Here is an 18,549-nt window from a genome sequence, read left to right on the forward strand (position 1 = left end):
TTTTCAGGTTTGAGTTTTTCCTGTGTTGTACAAGAATCAATTTTGTATAGGTTCTTGTATAGTTTAACCAGGAGGCCGACCTGATGAATCTGCATGACCTGTCTATCCACGCCCAGGCCGGGCGTATCGATGAACTGAACCTGATTTCCCTGGAAGGCGGCATTTATCTGCTCGAAGCGCAGATGGACGGCCGCAGCCATCCGATTCTCGACCCGCGCGGCAGCACGCTGAACCTGCGCTCGGTCGAGCACGCACGGGACGTCCTGCAGGAAATGCCGGCGCTGCCCTTCTTCCTGGTGCACAGCTCGGTGCACGACGAGATGTGCGGCATGCCATCGGCTGACAACAGCCTGCGCGTGCCCATCGCCTTCCGTTCCAGTTGGTGACCGCCTCGTTCACGCGCGAGCCGGGTGTGCGCCGGCTGGTGCTGATCCTGGGAGACCAGCTGACGCCGGGCCTTGGCGCTCTGCAGGACGTCGACCCGCAGCGCGACCACCTGCTGCTGGCTGAGGTGATGGAGGAGGCCAGCCATGTGCCGCACCACCCGCAGAAGATCGCCCTGATCTTCAGCGCCATGCGCCATTTCGCCGAGCAGTTGCGCGAGCAGGGGCTGCAGGTGCACTACGTAACCCTGGACGACGTGGACAACAGTGGTTCGCTGCCCGGCGAGCTGCTGCGCTGGACGCAGCAGCTCGATCCTGCCGAAGTGCACCTGACCGAATGCGGCGACTGGCGTCTGGAGCAGGCACTGCGCCACTGCGGCGTGCCGATCCACTGGCATGCCGACTCGCGCTTTCTCTGCAGCCGGGAGGCCTTCGCCGACTGGGCGCAGGGACGCAAGCAGCTGCGCATGGAGTACTTCTACCGTGAGATGCGTCGCCGCAACGGCCTGCTGCTCAATCCGGACGGTACGCCCGAGGGCGGCGCCTGGAACTTCGACGCAGACAACCGCAAGGCGTTGCCGCGCGAGGTGCAGCCGCCCGCGCCGTTACGGATCGAGCCGGACGCCATCAGCCGTGAAGTGCTGGCGCTGGTCGCGCAACGCTTCCCCGACCATTACGGCAGCCTGGACGGCTTCGACTATCCGGTGACGGCGGAGCAGGCCGAGCGTCTCTGGCAGCACTTCCTCGTCAGGGGCCTCGCCGACTTCGGCGATTACCAGGACGCCATGGCCGACGACCAGCCGTTTCTCTTTCACTCGCGCATCAGTGCCGCATTGAACATCGGCCTGCTCGACCTGCGGCGGATCTGCGCCGAGGTCGAGGCGGCCTACCGCGCAGGCGATGTGCCGCTGAACGCGGCCGAGGGCTTCATTCGCCAGCTGATCGGCTGGCGCGAGTACGTGCGCGGCATCTACTGGCTGCGCATGCCCGACTATGCCGAAGGCAATGCGTTCGGCAACTCGCGTGCGTTGCCGGCGTTCTACTGGACCGGCGAGACGCGCATGAACTGCATGCGCCAGGCGATCGGTCAGACTCTGCGGCACGCCTATGCACACCACATCCAGCGGCTGATGCTCACCGGCAACTTCGCCCTGCTCGCCGGCATCGCGCCCAAGGCCATCTGTGACTGGTACCTGGCGGTGTATATGGACGCCTTCGACTGGGTCGAGTTGCCCAATACCCTGGGCATGGTGATGCACGCCGATGGCGGCTACCTCGGCTCCAAGCCCTACTGCGCCAGTGGTCAGTACATCAAGCGCATGTCCGATCACTGCCAGGGCTGCAGTTACAAGGTGAGCGAGAGCACCGGTGAGTCGGCCTGTCCGTTCAATGCGCTGTACTGGCACTTCCTCATGCGTCACCGCGACCCCCTGCAGCGCAACCCGCGCATGGGCATGGTCTACCGTAACCTGGCGCGCATGGACGACGCCCGGCAACAGGCGCTCTGGGACTGGGGGGAACGCTTGCTGGCGCGGCTGGATGTCGGAGAAATGCTGTGAAGAAGGGTGAGCTGCCGGTGAAGCTGTGCGCGTGCTGCGGCCTGCCCTTCACCTGGCGCAAGAAGTGGGCGCGCTGCTGGGACGAGGTGCGCTACTGCTCCGAGCGCTGCCGCCGTGCACGCCGCTCTGCCGCTCAGACCTGAAAACGCGCGACCATGCCCTGCATGTCGGCCGCCAGGTTCGACAGGGCGCGGCTGGCGGTGCTGGTCTGTTCCGAGCCGGCCGAGTTCTGCAGCGACAGGTCGCGGATGTTGACCAGGTTGCGGTCTACCTCGCGGGCGACGTGGGCCTGCTCTTCGGTCGCGCTGGCGATCACCAGGCTGCGCTCGCCGATCTCGGCGATCGACTGGATGATCTGCTGCAGCGCGCTGCCGGCGCCCTGGGCGATATCGAGGGTGTGCTGGGCCAGGCCGTTGCTCGACTCCATGGCATGCAGCGCACGCTCGGTATCGTTCTGCACGGTGCCGATCATGGTTTCGATTTCCCGCGTCGACTGGCCGGTCTTGTGCGCCAGCGCGCGGACCTCGTCGGCGACCACGGCGAAGCCACGGCCCGCCTCGCCGGCACGCGCGGCCTCGATGGCGGCGTTGAGGGCGAGCAGGTTGGTCTGTTCGGCGATGCCGCGAATCACATCCAGCACCTTGCTGATGCCGCGAATCTTGTCGGCCAGTTCACCGAAGTCGCTCGAGGTGCCATCCACGTTGCTGGCCAGCTGGCTGATCGACGACAGCGTCTGGGCGATGCGCTCGCTGCCCTGCTGGGCGACCTGGCCCGACGCGTTGGCGCTTGCCGAGGCACTGGCGGCGTTGCGCGCCACCTCGTCCACCGCCGTGCTCATCTCGGTGACGGCCGTGGCGGCCTGGTCGATCTCCTGGCTCTGCTGGTGCAGGTTGAGCGCCGTGTTCTCGGTCACGGCGCTGAGTTGTTCGGCGGCGGAGGCCAGCTGGTCGGAGGCATCGGCGATCTGTTCGATGGTGCCGCGCAGGTTGCCTTGCATGCTCTTCAGGGCCAGCAGCAGCCTGGCCGGTTCGTCGTTGCCCCGGGTGTCGAAGCTCAGGGTCAGGTTGCCGCCCGCCACCGAGTCGGCCACCTGCACGGCCTCGGCCAGCGGCCTGACGATGCTGCGCGTCAGCAGCGTCGCGAGGATCGCCGTGGCGATGGCCGCCAGGGCCATGGCCAGCACGGTGCCGCGCAGGGCATGGCTGTACACGGCGCCGGAGGATCGTGCCGCCGCTGACGCGCCCTGGCGGTTCAGCGCGATCAGTTCGGTGAGAGCAGCCACCATCGAGTCGGCTTGTTGGTTGACGCTGTCGAGTGTCGCGTGCGCAGCCTGCCGGCCATCTTGACGAAGCTCCTCCGCGAGCTGTTCGCGTAACTGCAGATAGACCGTTTCCGCACGTTTGAACTGCTCGTATCGAGCGCGTTCCTCGTCTGAGCTGATCAGCGTTTCGTAATGCTGCTGAGCACGCTCCAGATCGGCGAGCAGCTCGTCGGCAAGCGATACGCTCGCCTGCAACTGCTGGGCGTCGTCGCTCAACGCCATGCGCAAGGTCACTGCACGCAGGCGCAGGACGTCCTGGGTGACGTCGCCGAGAGTATTGAGGCTGGGTATCCAGTTGTCCTCGACCTCGCTGGAGTGGGCATGCATGCTGCGCATCTGCTGCAGGGCGAAGCCCCCCAGCGCGAACACCAGTAACGCAATCAAGCCAAATCCTATTGCGGCGCGCGGGGCGATGGAGATGGATCTGAAGTTCATGCTGGCGGTACCCGAGTTGTGATGGCGGTGGCCAGGCCTTGCCAGGCCTGATCCGCGAAGGTCATTTCGCCTGTGGCGCGTCGCTGAGGTTCTGCTGCAGGGCCTCTATCTGCTCGTACAGCCCCTCGACGATGGCGACCAGGGCCGGGTCGAAGTGCTTGCCCGACTGTTCGCGGATGAAGGCCTGCGCCTTCTCCCGTGGCCAGGGAGCCTTGTAGGGGCGCGCCATGCGCAGGGCGTCGTAGACGTCGCAGATGGCGACGATGCGCCCGGAGAGTGGTATCGCCTCGCCTTTCAGACCTTCAGGATAGCCGCTGCCGTCCCATTTCTCGTGGTGGCTCAGGGCGATCTCCGCTGCCAGGGCGGTCAGTTCCGAGGCATGTTGGTCGGAAAGAATGGCGTGGCCGATCTGCGGGTGCTGCTGCATCAGCTGCCGCTCGTCATCGTTGAGCCTGCCGGGCTTGAGCAGGATCTCGTCGGCTATGCCGATCTTGCCGACGTCGTGCATGGGTGCCGCCTGGCGGATCAGCTCGACCCAGTGCGGGTCCATGCCGTGGGCCTGGGCGATCAGCGCGGCGGACTCGCCGATGCGCATGATGTGGTTGCCGGTCTCGTTGTCACGGTAGGCCGCTGCGCGCGACAGGGTACGCACCACCGCGCCGTAGCTCAGGGTCAGTTGCGCGGTGCGCTCGCGCACGCGTTGTTCCAGGGTGCGGTTGGCTTCGTGCAGGGCCAGGGTCGCCTGGTTCATCTGCAGGCTGTTGCGCACGCGCAGGATCATCTCGGGCAGGTCGACCGGCTTGCTCAGGTAGTCGTTGGCGCCCAGCTCCAGGCCGGTACGCCGGCTGGCCGTATCGCTGAGGGCGGTGATGATGATGATCGGATTGGTGCTGCGGTCGCGACCGGACAGTGCACGCAGGATATCGAAGCCGTTGGGGGCGGGCATGTCCAGGTCGAGCAGCAGCAGGCTCCAGGGGTTGTGCTGCAGCCATTCCAGCGCAGCGGCGGAATCCGAGAAGCTGATGGTGTTGCGCAGGCCGAAAGCCTTCAGGCTGGATTCGAGCAGGCGGCTGTTGGCGACCACATCGTCGACGATGACCACCCGTGATTGCTGGAAGTCCTTAGAGAGCATGCGGTGCCTCCTGGCCAGTCAGGTCTCGGACCAGCTGGTAAAGCTCGTTGGGGTCGATGGGTACGGCGAGCAGGGCACTGACGCCGAGCCCCACCAGCTCCTCGAGCTGGTCTTCACGGCTCAGCAGCACGACTGGCAGGTCTGCCAGCTCGGGGCTCTGGTGCAGCGTGCGCAACAGTTCGCGCCCGTCCAGGCCGTGCATGTCCACGCTCAACAGCAGCACATCCGGGCGCTGGGCGCGCAATGCTGTCAGCAGTTCGCGGCCATCGTCGAACTGCAGCAGGTCGGAGTCCGACAGCGCCAGGCTGACGAGTTCGCGGTTACGCTCATCCAGGTCGCCGTGATAGACGCGGGCTCTGGCCTTGTGCGGCTGCTCCGTGGCGGTGCGTTCGGATTCCCTGTAGCGGGGCAGGCTGATCCAGAAGCGGCTGCCCTGCTCGGGCTGGCTTTCCAGGCCCATCTCGCCGTTCATCAGGGCGGCGTACTCCTTGCACAGCGAGAGGCCGATCCCGGTGCCCTGGATGGCGCCGTTCTCCTGGCCGAGGCGCTGGAACGGTTCGAACAGCAGCGGTTGCAGCTCGCTGGCGATGCCCATGCCGGTGTCGCTGACCATCAGTCGGACCTGTTCATCCCGGGCCTGGCAGCTCAGGGTGATGCTTCCGGCGGGGGTGTACTTGATCGCATTGGAGAGCAGGTTCAACAGCACCTGGCGCAGGCGCCGCTGATCGGCCAGCACCGGCAGGGGCTCGCTCGGCAGCGACACCTGCAGGCTCAGGCCGCGTGCTTCGACTTCCGGGGCGACCAGGTCCGCGCACTCGTGCATCAGCTCGACGGCGTCGACCTTCCGCAACTCCAGGCGCGGTTGATCGCTCTGCAGGCTGGACCAGTCGAGAATGTCCCCGACCAGCTGGTTGAGGTGACGGCTGGCCAGCAGAATCTCTTCCAGGTAGTCGGTCTCCTGGACGTCTTGCGGTGCCTGTTGCATGCGCATCAGCTGGGCGAAGCCCTGAATGGCATTGAGTGGGGTGCGTAGCTCATGGCTCATGCTGGAGATGAACTGGCTCTTGGCCAGGCTGGCCTCCTGCGCTTCATGGGTGGCGCGCTGCAGCTGGGTGGCATTGCGCTCCAGTTGCTGGCCCATGGATTCGACGTCGTCGATGATGGTTTCCAGCTCGGCGATGGTGGTCGCCGGGCGCTTCGGCTTCCAGTTACCCTGGCCGATTTCACGAAGCATGGTGACGATGCCGCCGATGGGTTGGCGCAGCCGCTCGGTCAGCTTGCGGGCGCGGCCCCACATGAAGGCGAAGAACACCAGATAGAACAGCACCAGGCCGGCGATCAGCAGGTAGCCGATATTGCGGTAGTGGCTGGCCAGGGCATTGGTCTGGCTGAACACCACGCTCTCGTCGACGATCGCCAGCAGGTGCCAACCCGTCGCCGGGATATTGGCCCAGGCCGCCAGCTTGGGCTGGCCATCAAGCGACATGGCGAGGACGCCGTTGCTGCGCTCGCCGATGCTTTTCGCCAGGGCCATGGTGTCGTTGCGTTTCAGCAGATTGAAATCTTCCGGCTTGAACAGCTCCGAGCTGATGGCGTCACCGTAGGAATGCGTGGTCAGCTCGCTGAGGCCAAAATCCGTTTCACCGGCCGGAGGCAAGGCCATGATGTTCATCTCGTTGCTGACGATCACCGCGTAGCCGCCCCAGGGCACGTCCAGGCCCTGGATATGTTCGAGCAGCTTGCTCACGGTGACGTCCAGGCCGACCACCCCCTCGAGGAAGTCGCCCCGAAACACCGGGGCGATGGCGGAGAGCATCCAGCCCTGGCCTGCCGGGTCGAGGTAGATGTCGGTCAGCTCGACCTTGCGCTCGGGGTTGTGCGCGGCGTCCGCCAGGTAATAGAAGTTGAAGTCCGGGATGACCATGTCGTGAGGGTATTGCTGCGACGTGTCGAACCAGGGGTAGATGCGGTTGTAGCTGTCCCAGCTGTTGAAGTAGATGCTGGCGACCAGCGGGTTCTGCTGCACCGTTTCGCGCATCAGCGGGTCGAGCTGGGCGAGCCGGGCGACCTTGCTCAGGTCCTGCTGCTGCAGCGGCGTGACGTTGGAGTAGAAAGACGCCGAGCCGCCGTCATCCTCGGCGCTGTAGCGCACGCCACTGGGCGTGACGGCCAGTTCGGCCGGGGCGACAGGTCGCTGGTCGTGCAGGGTCTGCTGGGTCAGCGCCGCGTAGGTGGATGTCAGCCGCGAGATATGGCCCAGCTCGCTTTCGAACAGATGGGCTTCCTGTTCGGCCGCGCTTTGCAGGTCGTTGAGTGCGGTCTCGCGCAGGTGGGACATCTGCGCATCACGAATGGAGACGTTGCTGATCAGATAGACGCTGATGAGTACGGTTTCCACCAGTATCAGCGGGATCAGGGCCGTTTGAGCGAAAGCACGCCATATCCATGTCCGAAGACTGACGCGAGAGCTATCCTGCATGACGCACTCTCCTGCGTGGGGAAGCGAACGAATGATATCAATATGATATCTGTCCTTTTCTTAAGTGAGGCTTAGCTAAAGGTAGTAGCAATTGCGCGGCGGTGAGGGCGAGCTGGCCATTTGCATTCGGCAGGCTGGCGCGGCGTCCGGTCGAATCCTGTTCTGTGCTAGGCTGGCCGACCTTTTTGTAGCCCCAAGCGGAGCCTTTTCATGTCCGAATTCACCTTCAGCCCCGATCTGTCCTCCGACGAGGGCCGCGTCAGTTACGGCATCGGTCGTCAACTCGGTGGTCAGCTGCGCGACAACCCGCCGCCGGGCGTCGACCTGCAGGCCATCCTCGCCGGTCTGACCGATGCCTTCTCCGGCCAGGCCAGTCGCGTTTCCGAGGCCGAGCTGGGGGCCAGCTTCAAGGTCATCCGCGAGATCATGCAGGCCGAAGCCGCTGCCAAGGCCGAAGCGGCTGCTGGCGAAGGCCGTGCCTACCTGACCGAGAACGCCAAGCGTGACGGCGTGACCGTATTGCCGTCCGGCCTGCAGTACGAAGTGCTGGTGGCGGGCGAGGGCGCCAAGCCGTCGGCCGAGGACCAGGTGCGTACCCATTACCACGGCACCCTGATCGACGGCACCGTGTTCGACAGCTCCTACGAGCGTGGCCAGCCGGCTGAATTCCCGGTGGGCGGCGTGATTCCGGGCTGGGTCGAGGCCCTGCAACTGATGGGTACCGGCAGCAAGTGGCGCCTGCACGTGCCGAGCGAGCTGGCCTATGGCGCCCAGGGCGTCGGCAGCATCCCGCCGCACAGCGTGCTGGTGTTCGACGTCGAGCTGCTCGACATCCTGTAAGCGCCATCCGCAGGCGGGTCGCTGGCGCTACCCTTGCATCGTGATCACGGTGCAAGGGTGAAACGTCGCCCATCCTGCGCGGCTGCAACGAAACGGGGCGCCCTGTCACCAGGGCGCCCCGTTTGCGTTTTGACGCCAGGGCTGGCGCTCGACGTGTCGCTCAGGGGCGCAAGGCCCTGGCGTAGCAGAACAGGAACAGGCTGCGCACCAACTCCTTGAGCACGATGGGCTCGCTCGAACTCAGTTCATGCAGGTCCAGGTCACCCTGGTCACGCAGCTCGTCCAGCGCATCTTCTTCCAGCACGGCGCAGACTTCGCCGGTCTGGCGGTTGAGGATACGCAGGTAGGGATGTGGCCGATCCAGCCAGGCATCGATCAGGTAGGTCATGGCAGTTCTCCTTGGCCGTCTTTACGTAACTGAGAATAATTCCTATTACGAAAATAGCAAGGATTAATTGCGACCTTCTGTCGGTTGGGTGAATCAGCAGCTGGCTGGCAGGGGTGCCGCTGGGAGGGCTCTGGCCGCGACAGGCGCCGCCGGAGCCCTCCCACGGGCGATCAGTGAGCGGGCGAGGCCTCGGCCTGCGCCTGTGGCTGCGCGTCCGGCTTGGCCAGCAGGCTGTAGACGCAGGGCAGGACGAACAGGGTGAACAGGGTGCCGACGCTCATGCCGGTGGCGATCACCAGGCCGATGTCGAAGCGGCTCACCGCACCGGCACCGGTGGCGAAGATCAGCGGCAGCATGCCGAACACCATCGCGGCAGTGGTCATCAGGACCGGGCGCAGGCGGATCGCCGCGGCCTCCTCGATGGCCTCGCGCAGGGGCAGGCCCTTCTCGTGACGCAGCTGGTTGGCGAACTCGACGATGAGGATGCCGTGCTTGCTGATCAGGCCGATCAGCGTCACCAGGCCCACCTGGGTGTAGATGTTCATCGTCGAGAAACCGAGGAAGATCGGGATCAGCGCGCCGCAGATCGACAGCGGCACGGTCACCAGGATCACCAGCGGGTCACGGAAGCTCTCGAACTGCGCCGCCAGCACCAGGAAGATGATCGCCAGCGCCAGGGCGAAGGTGACGAACAGCGCGCTGCCTTCCTGGATGTACTGACGCGAGGCACCGGCGTAGTCGAAGCTGTAGCCGCGTGGCGCTTCTTCCCGGGCGATGGCGGTGATGGTGTCGATGGCATCGCCCTGGCTGACGATGGCCACGCCCTCGATGATTGCCGAGTTGAGCTGCTGGAACTGCTTGAGCTTGGTCGGTCGGGCGCGATCGCTGAGGGTGATCAGCGTACCCAGCGGGACCATGCTGCCGCTCTCGCTGCGCACGTAGTAGTTGTCCAGCCAGCCCGGATTCTCGCGGTAGGCGCGCTCGACCTGGGCGATCACCTTGTAGCTGCGGCCGTCGATGGTGAAGCGGTTGATCTCGCCTTCGCCGAGCAGGCTGGCCAGGGTGCTGCCGAGGTCCTCCATGGACACGCCCATCTGCGCGGCCTTCTCGCGGTCGATGTCGACCACGATCTCCGGCTTGTCGAACGCCAGGTCGATGTTGAGGAAGGCGAACTTGCCCGACTCCTGCGCACGCGCCTTGACCCGCTCGGCCACCTGCAGCAGCGACTCGTAGTCGTTCGGCGTGTTGATCACGAACTGGAACGGCAGGCCTTCACCGGTACCCGGCAGCGACGGCAGGTTGAAGCCGAAGATCTGCAGGCCGGGAATATGGTTCAGCTTGGCCTGCACCTCGGGAAGAATCTCCATCTGCGTGCGGTCGCGCTCGTCCCAGGGCGTCAGCAGGAAGCCGCCGATGCCCGACTGCACACCGTCGAAGCCGTTGATCTGGAACGACGAGTAGTACTCGGGGAAGGTCTTGAAGATCTCCACGAACTGGTTGGTGTAGGCGTTGACGTAGTCGAGGTTGGTCGGCTGCGGTGCGTTGGCGAAGAGGAACACGATGCCCTGATCTTCCTCGGGCGCCAGTTCGCTCTGGGTGAAGCTGAGCAGCACCGGGATCAGTGCCATGACGATCAGGCCGAACACCACCACCACCGGACGGGTGTTGAGGGTGCCGTGCAGCATCTTCTGGTAACGCTGCTTGAGCTTGTCGAAGATCATGTCCAGGCGATGGGCCAGGCCCGAGGGGTTTTCCTCGTGGCGCAGCAGCTTGGCGCACATCATCGGCGACAGGGTCAGGGCGACGATGCCGGAGATGATCACCGCACCGGCCAGGGTCAGGGCGAATTCCTTGAACAGCGCCCCCGTCAGGCCTTCGAGGAAGCCGATCGGCGCATACACGGCGGCCAGGGTGATGGTCATCGAGATCACCGGCACGGCGATCTCGCGGGCGCCCTCGATGGCGGCATCGAAGGGGGTCTTGCCTTCCTCGATGTGGCGGTGGATGTTCTCCACCACGACGATGGCGTCGTCCACCACCAGGCCGATGGCCAGCACCATGGCCAGCAGGGTCAGCAGGTTGATCGAGTAGCCCATCAGCTGCATGAAGAACAGCACGCCGATCATCGACAGCGGAATGGTCACCACCGGGATCAGGACCGAACGGAAGGCGCCGAGGAACAGGAACACCACGACGATGACGATCAGCACGGCCTCGGCCAGGGTCTTCACCACTTCGTCGATGGAGGCCTGGATGAACTGGGTGGCGTCGTAGGCGATGGCCACCTTGAGGTTCGGCGGTAGCTGCGCTTCAAGCTCGGGCAGGGCCTTGCGCACTTCCTTGATCACGTCCAGCGGGTTGGCGCTGGGGGTGCCCTTGATGGCGATGTACACCGAGGGGATGCCATCGAAGGAGCTGATCGAGTCGTAGTTGGCCGCGCCCATCTCCACGCGGGCGATGTCACGCACCAGCACGCGGGTGTCGCCGACCGTCTTCACCGGGATGGCACCGAAGGCGTCGACCGACTTCAGGTCGGTGCTGGCGTTGATGCTGGTGACCACGTACTGGCCCTTCACCTCGCCGGCGGCGGAGAGGAAGTTGTACTTGCGCACCGCGCTGTTGAGGTCGCCGGCGGTAACGCCATAGGCAGCCATCTTCACCGGGTCCAGCCACAGGCGCATGGCGAATACCTGGTTGCCGAGGATCTGCGCCTCGGCCATGCCGGGCAGGGTGGCCAGCTTGGGCTGGATCACGCGCGACAGGTAGTCGGTGATCTGCGGGTTGGACAGCTCGTCGCTGTAGAAGCTGACGTACATCAGCGCCGAGGCGTCGGCGGCCTCTTTCGACAGCACCGGGTCCTCGGCATCCTGCGGCAGCTGGTTCTTCACCTCGTTGGCCTTGGCCAGCAGTTCGGTGAACAGGCGGTCGCTGTTGGCGCCGATACGCGCGTAGATGGAGATCGTGGACAGGTTCTGCTGGCTCGACGAGGTCATGTAGTCGATGCCTTCGGCGCTGGCCAGGCTCTGCTGCAGGGGCTGGGTGATGTAGCCCTGGATGGTCTCGGCGTTGGCTCCGGGATAGGAGGTGGTCACCGTGATCAGGGCATTCTCCATCTGCGGGTACTGGCGGATGACCAGCTTGCTGAACGCCTGGAAACCGAGCAGGACGATCAGCAGGCTGACCACGGTGGCCAGCACCGGGCGGCGGATGAAGGGATCGGTAAAAGCCATAAGGGTTTCCTTGGCCGCCCTGCGGCGGCCTGTCTATCAACAGTTGCGCACGTTCTGCGCCGCTCCCCGTTCGTGGGGCGGGGCCGGGGTGCGGGAGCATCGTTGCGCTACCCGGTTCCCCTCGTCGGGTCCCTCCTCGGAGGGGCCCGGTGCGACGCACGCTCAATCGAACAGCATTACAACGGTGACGAAGTCACTGCGCGGTGGCGTCAGCCGGTTCGTCTGTCCCGAGCTGCTGCGCCTGGTCGTCGACGATGGCCACGTGGGCACCGTTGTCCAGCTTGAGCTGGCCGGAGGTGACCACCTGCTCGCCGGCCTGCAGGCCCTTGCTGACCACCACGCGACCGTCACGACGCTCGCCGGTCTCGACGAAGCGGCGCTCGACGGCCAGTTGCGTGGTGCCGTCGGCATCCTTGACCGGTTCGCCGTCCTCGCCCTTCTTCTCGGCGATGACGTACACCGAGTTGCCGTACAGGGTGTAGGTGATGGCGGTTTCCGGGACCACGACGCGCGGCTGGTCATCCGGCAGCAGCACTTCCAGGTTGGCGAACATGCCCGGCAGCAGTTTCTCGTCCGGGTTGTTCAGCGTGGCACGCACCTGCAGGTTGCGCGTCTCGTTCTCCACCTTGGGGTTGATCGCGCTGATGCGACCGTCGAAGGATTGCCCCGGATAGGCGGCGACGCTCAGCTTGACCGGCTGACCGACCTGCAGCTGCGGCGCACGCTGCTCCGGGAGGAAGAAGTCGACATGCAGGCGTGACAGGTCCTGCAGGGTGGCGATGGTGGCGCCTGGCGAGAGGTAGTCGCCGGTGTCGACCTGACGGATACCAATGGTGCCGGCGAATGGCGCACTGATGCGCTTCTTCTCCAGCTGCGCCTTGAACTGGGCGACGCTGGCGCTGGCCTTCTGCAGGGTCGAGGACAGGCGGTCGAACTCGCTCTTGGAGATGTTCTGCCGGCTGACCAGGCTGCGTCCGCGCTCGAACTCGACCTGCGCCAGGCTGCGTTCGGCCTCGGCGGTGGCCAGGCTGGCGCGCTCCACTTCGCTGTCGAGCTGGATCAGCGGCTGGCCCTGGGTCACTTTCTGCCCGGACTCGAACATCACGTCGCGCACGATGCCTTCCACTTCTGCGGCAAGGTCGACGCCCTGGAATGCCTTGAGGGTGCCGATGGCGGGCAGGCGGCCTTGCCACGGCTGCTCTTCGGCATGCGCTGCGGACACGCTGATGGCCGGCTGCGGGGCCGAGAACATCTGGATCTGCTGGTAGATGGAGAAGCCTTTGTAGGCGGCGAGGGCGAGTACCACGAGCAGTACGACGCCGAGCATGATGAGCATGCGACGGAGCAACATATTCCGTTTCCTTGGCGAGCAGGGGGAGGCCTGGGAATAGGCAAGAAGGGGACCTTAGTGCCAGATACCGCCGCTGTCAAAGCGTCTCGTCAAGTTTGCTCGAACAGTTGGCCGGCGCATCCCTGCGCCGGCATGCGGGAAGGGCTCAGGAGCCCAGGCGGCGGGTGACGTCGCCCAGTTCCCCGGACATTTCGCGCAGGTTGTGACTGGCCATCTGCGTGCGCTCGACGTTGTCCTGGTTGGCGCTGGCGATGGCGGTCAGCTCGGTGAGGTTGCGCGAGATGTCCTCGGCCACCGAGGTCTGCTCCTCGGCGGCGGTGGCGATCTGATGGTTCATGTCACGGATCGCCTCCACCGCGTCGGTGATGCGCTGCAGCATGGCGCCGGCCTCGGTGACCTGGGTCACCCCCTGTTCGCTGCGCTGCTGGCCGCTCTCGATGGCGCGCACCGCATTCAGCGCCCCGGTCTGCACGGTGTCGATGATCTGGTTGATCTCCGCCGTGGACTCGGCCGTGCGCTGGGCCAGGTGACGCACCTCGTCGGCGACCACCGCGAAGCCGCGACCCTGCTCGCCGGCACGGGCGGCCTCGATGGCGGCGTTGAGGGCCAGCAGGTTGGTCTGTTCGGCAATCCCACGGATCACTTCGAGCACCTTGCCGATACGGCCGCTGTCGTTCTCCAGGCGGCGGATCACCTCGGCGGTACTGGCGATTTCGCCACGGATGTCGGTGATGGTGGCGATGGTCGATTGCATCACCGCGCCGCCCTGGCGTGCGGAGTCGTCGGCATCGTTGGCCGCATGGGCGGCGTCGGCAGCGTGGCGGGCCACCTCCTGCGCGGTAGCGGACATCTCGTGCATCGCCGTGGCGACCTGATCGGTGCGTTCGAACTGCTCGCTGACGCCTTCGGTCATGCGCGAGGCGATGGCGTTCAACTCGCTGCTGGCGTTGTCGAGGTTCTGCGTGCTGTGGTGCAGGCGCTCAGTGGTGCTGGCGAGGAAATCACGCAACTTGTTGGCGGCACCTGCGAGCAGGCCCAGTTCGTCCTGGCGGGTGCTCTCCACACGTTGTCCGAACTGGCCGTGGCTGAGCTGGTCGACGTGACCGATCAGATGGCGAATGGGGATGATCAGGTTGCGGTTCACCAGCCACAGGCTGAACACCGCGATGACCAGGGCGGCGCCGAGCATCACGATGGTGCCGCTGAGAATGGTGCGAGTGGCGCTGCTGTTGATCTGTTCGGCCTGGCTCAGGCTGTTCTGCCGCAGTTGCTCGACCAGCGCGGTCATCTGGTCGCTGGCATCGCGGTCGATGCCCTTGACCGCCGCGTCGCCGGCCTTGGCGTCGGCACCGGCAGCGACGAAGGCATCACGGCCCTTGCGGTAGTTGGCGCCGAGTGCCTGGTGCTCGCTGCGCAGGCGTTCGACCTGCTGTTTCAGGGCCGGGTCGGCAGCGGCTACCTGAACCAGTTTGCCGAGGATGTCCTGCACCTTGCGCTCCTGTTCTTCGAACTGGCTCCAGTAGCGTTGCAGGTTGGCGCTGTCCTGACCACGCAGGAGCACGTTCTTCCATTCCTGCACCTGGATCTTGAACTCGACGTTGGCGGAGTCGATCAGGCGCGAGGACTCCACCGGGCCATCGAGCAGGCCACGGTAGGAATGAATGCCGTTGGAGAGAAAGCTGAAACAGGCCAGGGCAGTGATGAGGATCAGCGCCAGGCTGCCGCCGAGCAGGGCGAGAATCTGCGCGCGCAGAGATTTTTGCAGAAACATGGTGGCATGCCTCGGAGGTCTAGCGTTGGGGTTTGCCAGCCTGACGGTCGCAGATGTCAGTCTTATGGATATCCCTCTCTCCTGGCGTTGTACCGGCCTGAGGGAGGCCGATGGCTGGAGTATAGACAGGTCATTTTGAGATGGCACTTTGCTTTCATCGGATTGTTGCGTCGAGCCGGGTCAGAACAGGCGGTCAGGACCTGCTCTGACGGGTGCTTGAATGATTGCGCAATCATCATAATCTGGCTCGGGTTGCCCATTTTCTGGCGGCCCATCCGGGGCGCCGGGGTCCAGCACGAGGAACACGCAATGACCGAACGCTCCATTCCACATGCCGACGACGACCGCATCACCTGGCTGAACCTGCGCTCCGTGGCGCTGCCGCTGGCCAACCCGATCAGCGATGCCAAGGTGCTCACCGGACGGCAGAAGCCGATGACCGAGATCGCCATCCTGATCGCCGAGATCGAAACCCGCGACGGTCATCGCGGCCTGGGTTTCAGCTACTCCAAGCGCGCCGGTGGTCCCGGCCAGTTCGCCCACGCCCTGGAAGTGGCGCCGAACCTGATCGGCGAGAACCCCAGTGATATCGCCAGGCTCTGGGACAAGCTTTGCTGGGCCGGCGCCTCGGTCGGCCGCAGCGGGCTGGCGACGCAGGCCATCGGCGCCTTCGACGTCGCCCTGTGGGACCTCAAGGCGCGTCGCGCCGGCCTGTCGCTGGCGCGTCTGCTGGGCGCGCAGCGTGACTCGGTGCGCTGCTACAACACCTCCGGCGGTTTCCTGCATACGCCGCTCAAGCAGTTGCTGAAGAATACCGAGCTCTCCCGCGAGAAGGGCATCGGCGGCATCAAGCTCAAGGTCGGCCAGCCCGACTGGGCGCTGGATATCCACCGCGTCAGCACGGTGCGCGAGCACCTGGGCGAGAGCTTCCCGCTGATGGTCGATGCCAACCAGCAGTGGGACCGGCCGCTGGCCCGTCGCATGTGCCGGCGCCTCGAACCCTTCGACCTGATCTGGATCGAGGAGCCGCTGGATTGCTACGACGCCGAAGGCCATGCCGAGCTGGTGCGTCAGTTCGATACGCCGATCGCCACCGGCGAGATGCTCACCAGCCCGGCCGAGCACTGGGAGTTCATCCGCCAGCGTGGCGCCGACTTCCTCATGCCCGATGCGCCGCGCGTCGGCGGTATCACCCCCTACCTGCGCATACAGACGCTGGCCGAGCAGGCCGGCATGAGCCTGGCGCCGCACTTCGCCATGGAGCTGCACGTGCACCTGGCGGCCACCCATGTCCGCGAGCCCTGGGTCGAGCACTTCGAGTGGCTGGAGCCGCTGTTCAACGAGCGTCTGGAGATCCAGAACGGGCGCATGCGGGTGCCGAGCCGTCCGGGGCTGGGGCTGAGCCTCAGCGAGCAGGTCGCGGGCTGGACGGTGCAGCAGGCCGAGGTCGGCCAGCGCGCCTGAGACTCAGGTTTGCGGGTGAAGGTCGCGCGCCGCCTGGCGCACGGCCTCGAGCACGGCGGGCAGCGCGGGGTTGTCATTGTCGTCGCGCCAGGCCAGGTGCAGTTCGCCGCAGATTCCGGCGGGCAGCGCCAGGTCGCGAAAACGCACCTGTTCGAAGCGAATGGCGCTGGCGTTGCGCGGCACCAGTGCCAGCCCCATGCCGGCGTTGACCAGTGACAGGATGGCCAGGGTCGAGCCCAGCGACTGGACGAACTGCGGCTGGATACCGCTGGCCCGGAACAGGCCGGTATGCAGTTCGTTGAACGGCTGCCACGCGGTATGGGCATAAAGAATGAACGGCTGCTCATGCAGCATCTGCACCTTCGGTTGCCGTGCGTGGGCCAGGGGATGCTCGGCCGGCACGGCCAGGACGAAGGGTTCGCGCAGCAGGCATTCGCTGTTCAGGCCGGGCTGTTGCAGGGGCGCCCGCACGATGGCCAGGTCGACGCGGCGGGCGCGCAGGGCCTGCACCTGCTCGAAGGTGCTCATCTCCAGCAAGGCGATTTCCACGCCGGGGCGCTCGCGCCTGGCGCAACTCACGGCGTGCGGCAGCAGGTCGTAGACCGCACTGGCGACGAAGCTGATGTTCAGCGAACCGCTTTCGCCGATGGCCGCCAGGCGGGCGCTCTGTGCCGCACGGTGGGCCTGGTCGAGCAGGGCCTGGGCTTCGACGAAGAAGGCCCGGCCGGCCGCCGTCAGCGCCACCGAGCGCGTGCTGCGGGTGAACAGGCTGACGCCGAGCTGATGCTCGAGCAGCTGGATCTGCCGGCTCAGCGGGGGCTGGGTCATGTTCAGGCGTTCGGCAGCGCGGCGGAAGTTCAGTTCCGCCGCCAGGGTGGTGAAGCAGCGCAGCTGGGACAGGTCGAACATTGATCTAATTCGGGTATCAATGGAGTGGTTAAGTAGATTAGACCTGTATCAATTCTCGCGTCCATCATCGACGGGCCGGCACTGCCTTGCCGGCCCTGATCGAGGAGAAGAGGATGAGTATCGAGCGTTACAACCCCGACCCCGTGCGCTGGGTCGGTCTGCGTTCCGTCGAGCTGCCGCTGGCGCGGGCGGTGAGCGATGCCAAGGTGTCCACTGGGCGCCAGTTGCCACTGGCGGCTGTCAGCCTGCTGTTCGTCGAGCTGCAGACGGAACAGGGCCAGCACGGCCTGGGGTTCACCTACACCCTGCGTACCGGCGGCCCGGCGCAGTACGCACAGGCGCTGGAGCTGGCGCCGCTGCTGATCGGCGAGGACCCCAACGATATCGCCCGGCTGTGGAGCAAGCTGAGCTGGGCCAGTGCCTCCATCGGTCGCAGCGGCCTGGCGGTGCAGACCATCGCGGCGTTCGACAGCGCGTTGTGGGATCTCAAGGCGCGCCGTGCGGGGCTGCCGCTGGCCAAGCTGCTCGGCGCCCAGCGCGAGGCGGTGCCTTGCTACAACACCTCCGGAGGCTACCTGCAGGCCCCCATCGAGGAGGTCATCGAGCGTGCCGGCCAGTCGCTGGCGCGCGGCATCGGTGGGGTCAAGCTCAAGGTCGGCCAGCCGGACCAGGCCGCAGACCTGCGCCGCGTGCAGGCCTTGCGTCGGGCACTGGGCGATGACGTCGCGCTGATGGTCGACGTCAACCAGCAGTGGGACCGCACCACGGCGCTGCGCATGGGCAAGGCGCTGGAGGAGCTGAACCTGGTGTGGATCGAGGAGCCGCTGGACGCCCACGATCTGGCGGGGCATGCCGCGCTGTCGGCGCAGCTGGTCACGCCGGTTGGCAGCGGCGAGATGCTCAGCAGCGCGGCCGAGGCCTGTGCCTACGTCGAGCAGGGCGCGGTGGACGTGATCATGCACGACGCCCCGCGTGTCGGTGGGATCACGCCATTCCTGCAGGTGGCCGAGGCGGCGCGCCGGCGCGGCATGGTCATGGCGCCGCATTTCGTCATGGAGATCCATATCCACCTGGCGGCCGCCTACGAGCACGCCACCTGGGTCGAGCACTTCGAATGGCTGGAGCCGCTGTTCGAGGAACGTCTGCAGATCGCCGATGGCTGCATGCAGGTGCCGATGCGCCCGGGGCTGGGGCTGACGCTCAGTGAGCGGGTCGCCGGCTGGACGGTGCAGCAGGCGGAAATCGGACAGCGCGGTTGATGATGGCAGGACAGGAGGCGCGCCAACG

General features: G+C 65.7%; 14 protein-coding genes. 6 read left to right on the forward strand and 8 right to left on the reverse strand.

Annotation, left to right across the window (positions count from 1 at the left end):
• Positions 1-83: 83 nt before the first annotated feature.
• Genes EWH21_RS07250 through EWH21_RS07260 form a run of 3 tightly spaced genes read left to right on the forward strand, consistent with a single transcriptional unit; the run spans position 84 to position 2,085 of the window.
• Entirely contained in the window at positions 84-386 is a 303-nt protein-coding gene (locus tag EWH21_RS07250; RefSeq protein ID WP_037047088.1) for a DUF6482 family protein, read from the forward strand.
• On the forward strand, positions 383-1,942 hold the full coding sequence (locus EWH21_RS07255; protein WP_277700180.1) for a cryptochrome/photolyase family protein: 1,560 nt from the start codon (positions 383-385) through the stop codon (positions 1,940-1,942). Before EWH21_RS07250 ends, EWH21_RS07255 begins: the two co-directional genes overlap by 4 nt.
• On the forward strand, positions 1,939-2,085 hold the full coding sequence (locus EWH21_RS07260; RefSeq protein ID WP_152488121.1) for a DUF2256 domain-containing protein: 147 nt from the start codon (positions 1,939-1,941) through the stop codon (positions 2,083-2,085). The genes EWH21_RS07255 and EWH21_RS07260 overlap by 4 nt, the downstream gene beginning before the upstream one ends.
• Here the strand turns inward: EWH21_RS07260 and EWH21_RS07265 are convergent.
• The 3 genes from EWH21_RS07265 to EWH21_RS07275 form a co-directional block, all read right to left on the reverse strand.
• On the reverse strand, positions 2,076-3,698 hold the full coding sequence (locus EWH21_RS07265; protein WP_277700181.1) for a methyl-accepting chemotaxis protein: 1,623 nt from the start codon (positions 3,696-3,698) through the stop codon (positions 2,076-2,078). The two genes, EWH21_RS07260 and EWH21_RS07265, sit on opposite strands and share 10 nt — an antisense overlap.
• Positions 3,699-3,759: 61 nt before the next feature.
• On the reverse strand, positions 3,760-4,830 hold the full coding sequence (locus tag EWH21_RS07270) for an HD domain-containing phosphohydrolase (protein WP_152488123.1): 1,071 nt from the start codon (positions 4,828-4,830) through the stop codon (positions 3,760-3,762).
• Positions 4,820-7,309, reverse strand: coding sequence for an ATP-binding protein (locus EWH21_RS07275; protein WP_277700182.1), 2,490 nt, complete (start codon positions 7,307-7,309; stop codon positions 4,820-4,822). The genes EWH21_RS07270 and EWH21_RS07275 overlap by 11 nt, the downstream gene beginning before the upstream one ends.
• 210 nt (positions 7,310-7,519) lie before the next feature.
• Between EWH21_RS07275 and EWH21_RS07280 the strand changes: the two genes are divergently transcribed.
• Positions 7,520-8,149: an FKBP-type peptidyl-prolyl cis-trans isomerase gene (locus EWH21_RS07280; protein WP_150608523.1), complete on the forward strand. Its 630-nt coding sequence runs from the start codon at positions 7,520-7,522 to the stop codon at positions 8,147-8,149.
• 160 nt (positions 8,150-8,309) lie between these two features.
• On the opposite strand, the gene EWH21_RS07285 is transcribed toward EWH21_RS07280, so the two are convergent.
• From EWH21_RS07285 to EWH21_RS07300, 4 genes are all read right to left on the reverse strand, one after another.
• The gene (locus tag EWH21_RS07285) at positions 8,310-8,537 is read right to left on the reverse strand and encodes a hypothetical protein (RefSeq protein WP_037047109.1); all 228 of its coding nucleotides are present in this window, start codon (positions 8,535-8,537) and stop codon (positions 8,310-8,312) included.
• A gap of 170 nt (positions 8,538-8,707) precedes the next feature.
• On the reverse strand, positions 8,708-11,767 hold the full coding sequence (locus tag EWH21_RS07290; RefSeq protein ID WP_047588741.1) for a multidrug efflux RND transporter permease subunit: 3,060 nt from the start codon (positions 11,765-11,767) through the stop codon (positions 8,708-8,710).
• Positions 11,768-11,960: 193 nt separating this feature from the next.
• Positions 11,961-13,118, reverse strand: a complete 1,158-nt coding sequence (locus tag EWH21_RS07295) for an efflux RND transporter periplasmic adaptor subunit (protein WP_047588743.1) — start codon at positions 13,116-13,118, stop codon at positions 11,961-11,963.
• Between the two features lie 145 nt (positions 13,119-13,263).
• The gene (locus tag EWH21_RS07300) at positions 13,264-14,889 is read right to left on the reverse strand and encodes a methyl-accepting chemotaxis protein (protein WP_277700183.1); all 1,626 of its coding nucleotides are present in this window, start codon (positions 14,887-14,889) and stop codon (positions 13,264-13,266) included.
• Between the two features lie 309 nt (positions 14,890-15,198).
• On the opposite strand from EWH21_RS07300, the gene EWH21_RS07305 reads away from it, so the two are divergent.
• Positions 15,199-16,353, forward strand: a complete 1,155-nt coding sequence (locus EWH21_RS07305; RefSeq protein ID WP_277700184.1) for a mandelate racemase/muconate lactonizing enzyme family protein — start codon at positions 15,199-15,201, stop codon at positions 16,351-16,353.
• Between the two features lie 3 nt (positions 16,354-16,356).
• Here EWH21_RS07305 and EWH21_RS07310 read toward each other — a convergent pair whose 3' ends face one another.
• The gene (locus tag EWH21_RS07310; protein ID WP_277700185.1) at positions 16,357-17,262 is read right to left on the reverse strand and encodes a LysR family transcriptional regulator; all 906 of its coding nucleotides are present in this window, start codon (positions 17,260-17,262) and stop codon (positions 16,357-16,359) included.
• 113 nt (positions 17,263-17,375) lie between these two features.
• On the opposite strand from EWH21_RS07310, the gene EWH21_RS07315 reads away from it, so the two are divergent.
• A complete protein-coding gene (locus EWH21_RS07315; RefSeq protein WP_277700186.1) occupies positions 17,376-18,521 on the forward strand; it encodes a mandelate racemase/muconate lactonizing enzyme family protein in 1,146 nt (381 codons plus the stop codon).
• The last annotated feature ends 28 nt before the right edge of the window (positions 18,522-18,549 follow it).

The sequence above is a fragment of the Pseudomonas sp. REST10 genome, assembly GCF_029542605.1.
Lineage (GTDB): Bacteria > Pseudomonadota > Gammaproteobacteria > Pseudomonadales > Pseudomonadaceae > Aquipseudomonas > Aquipseudomonas khazarica.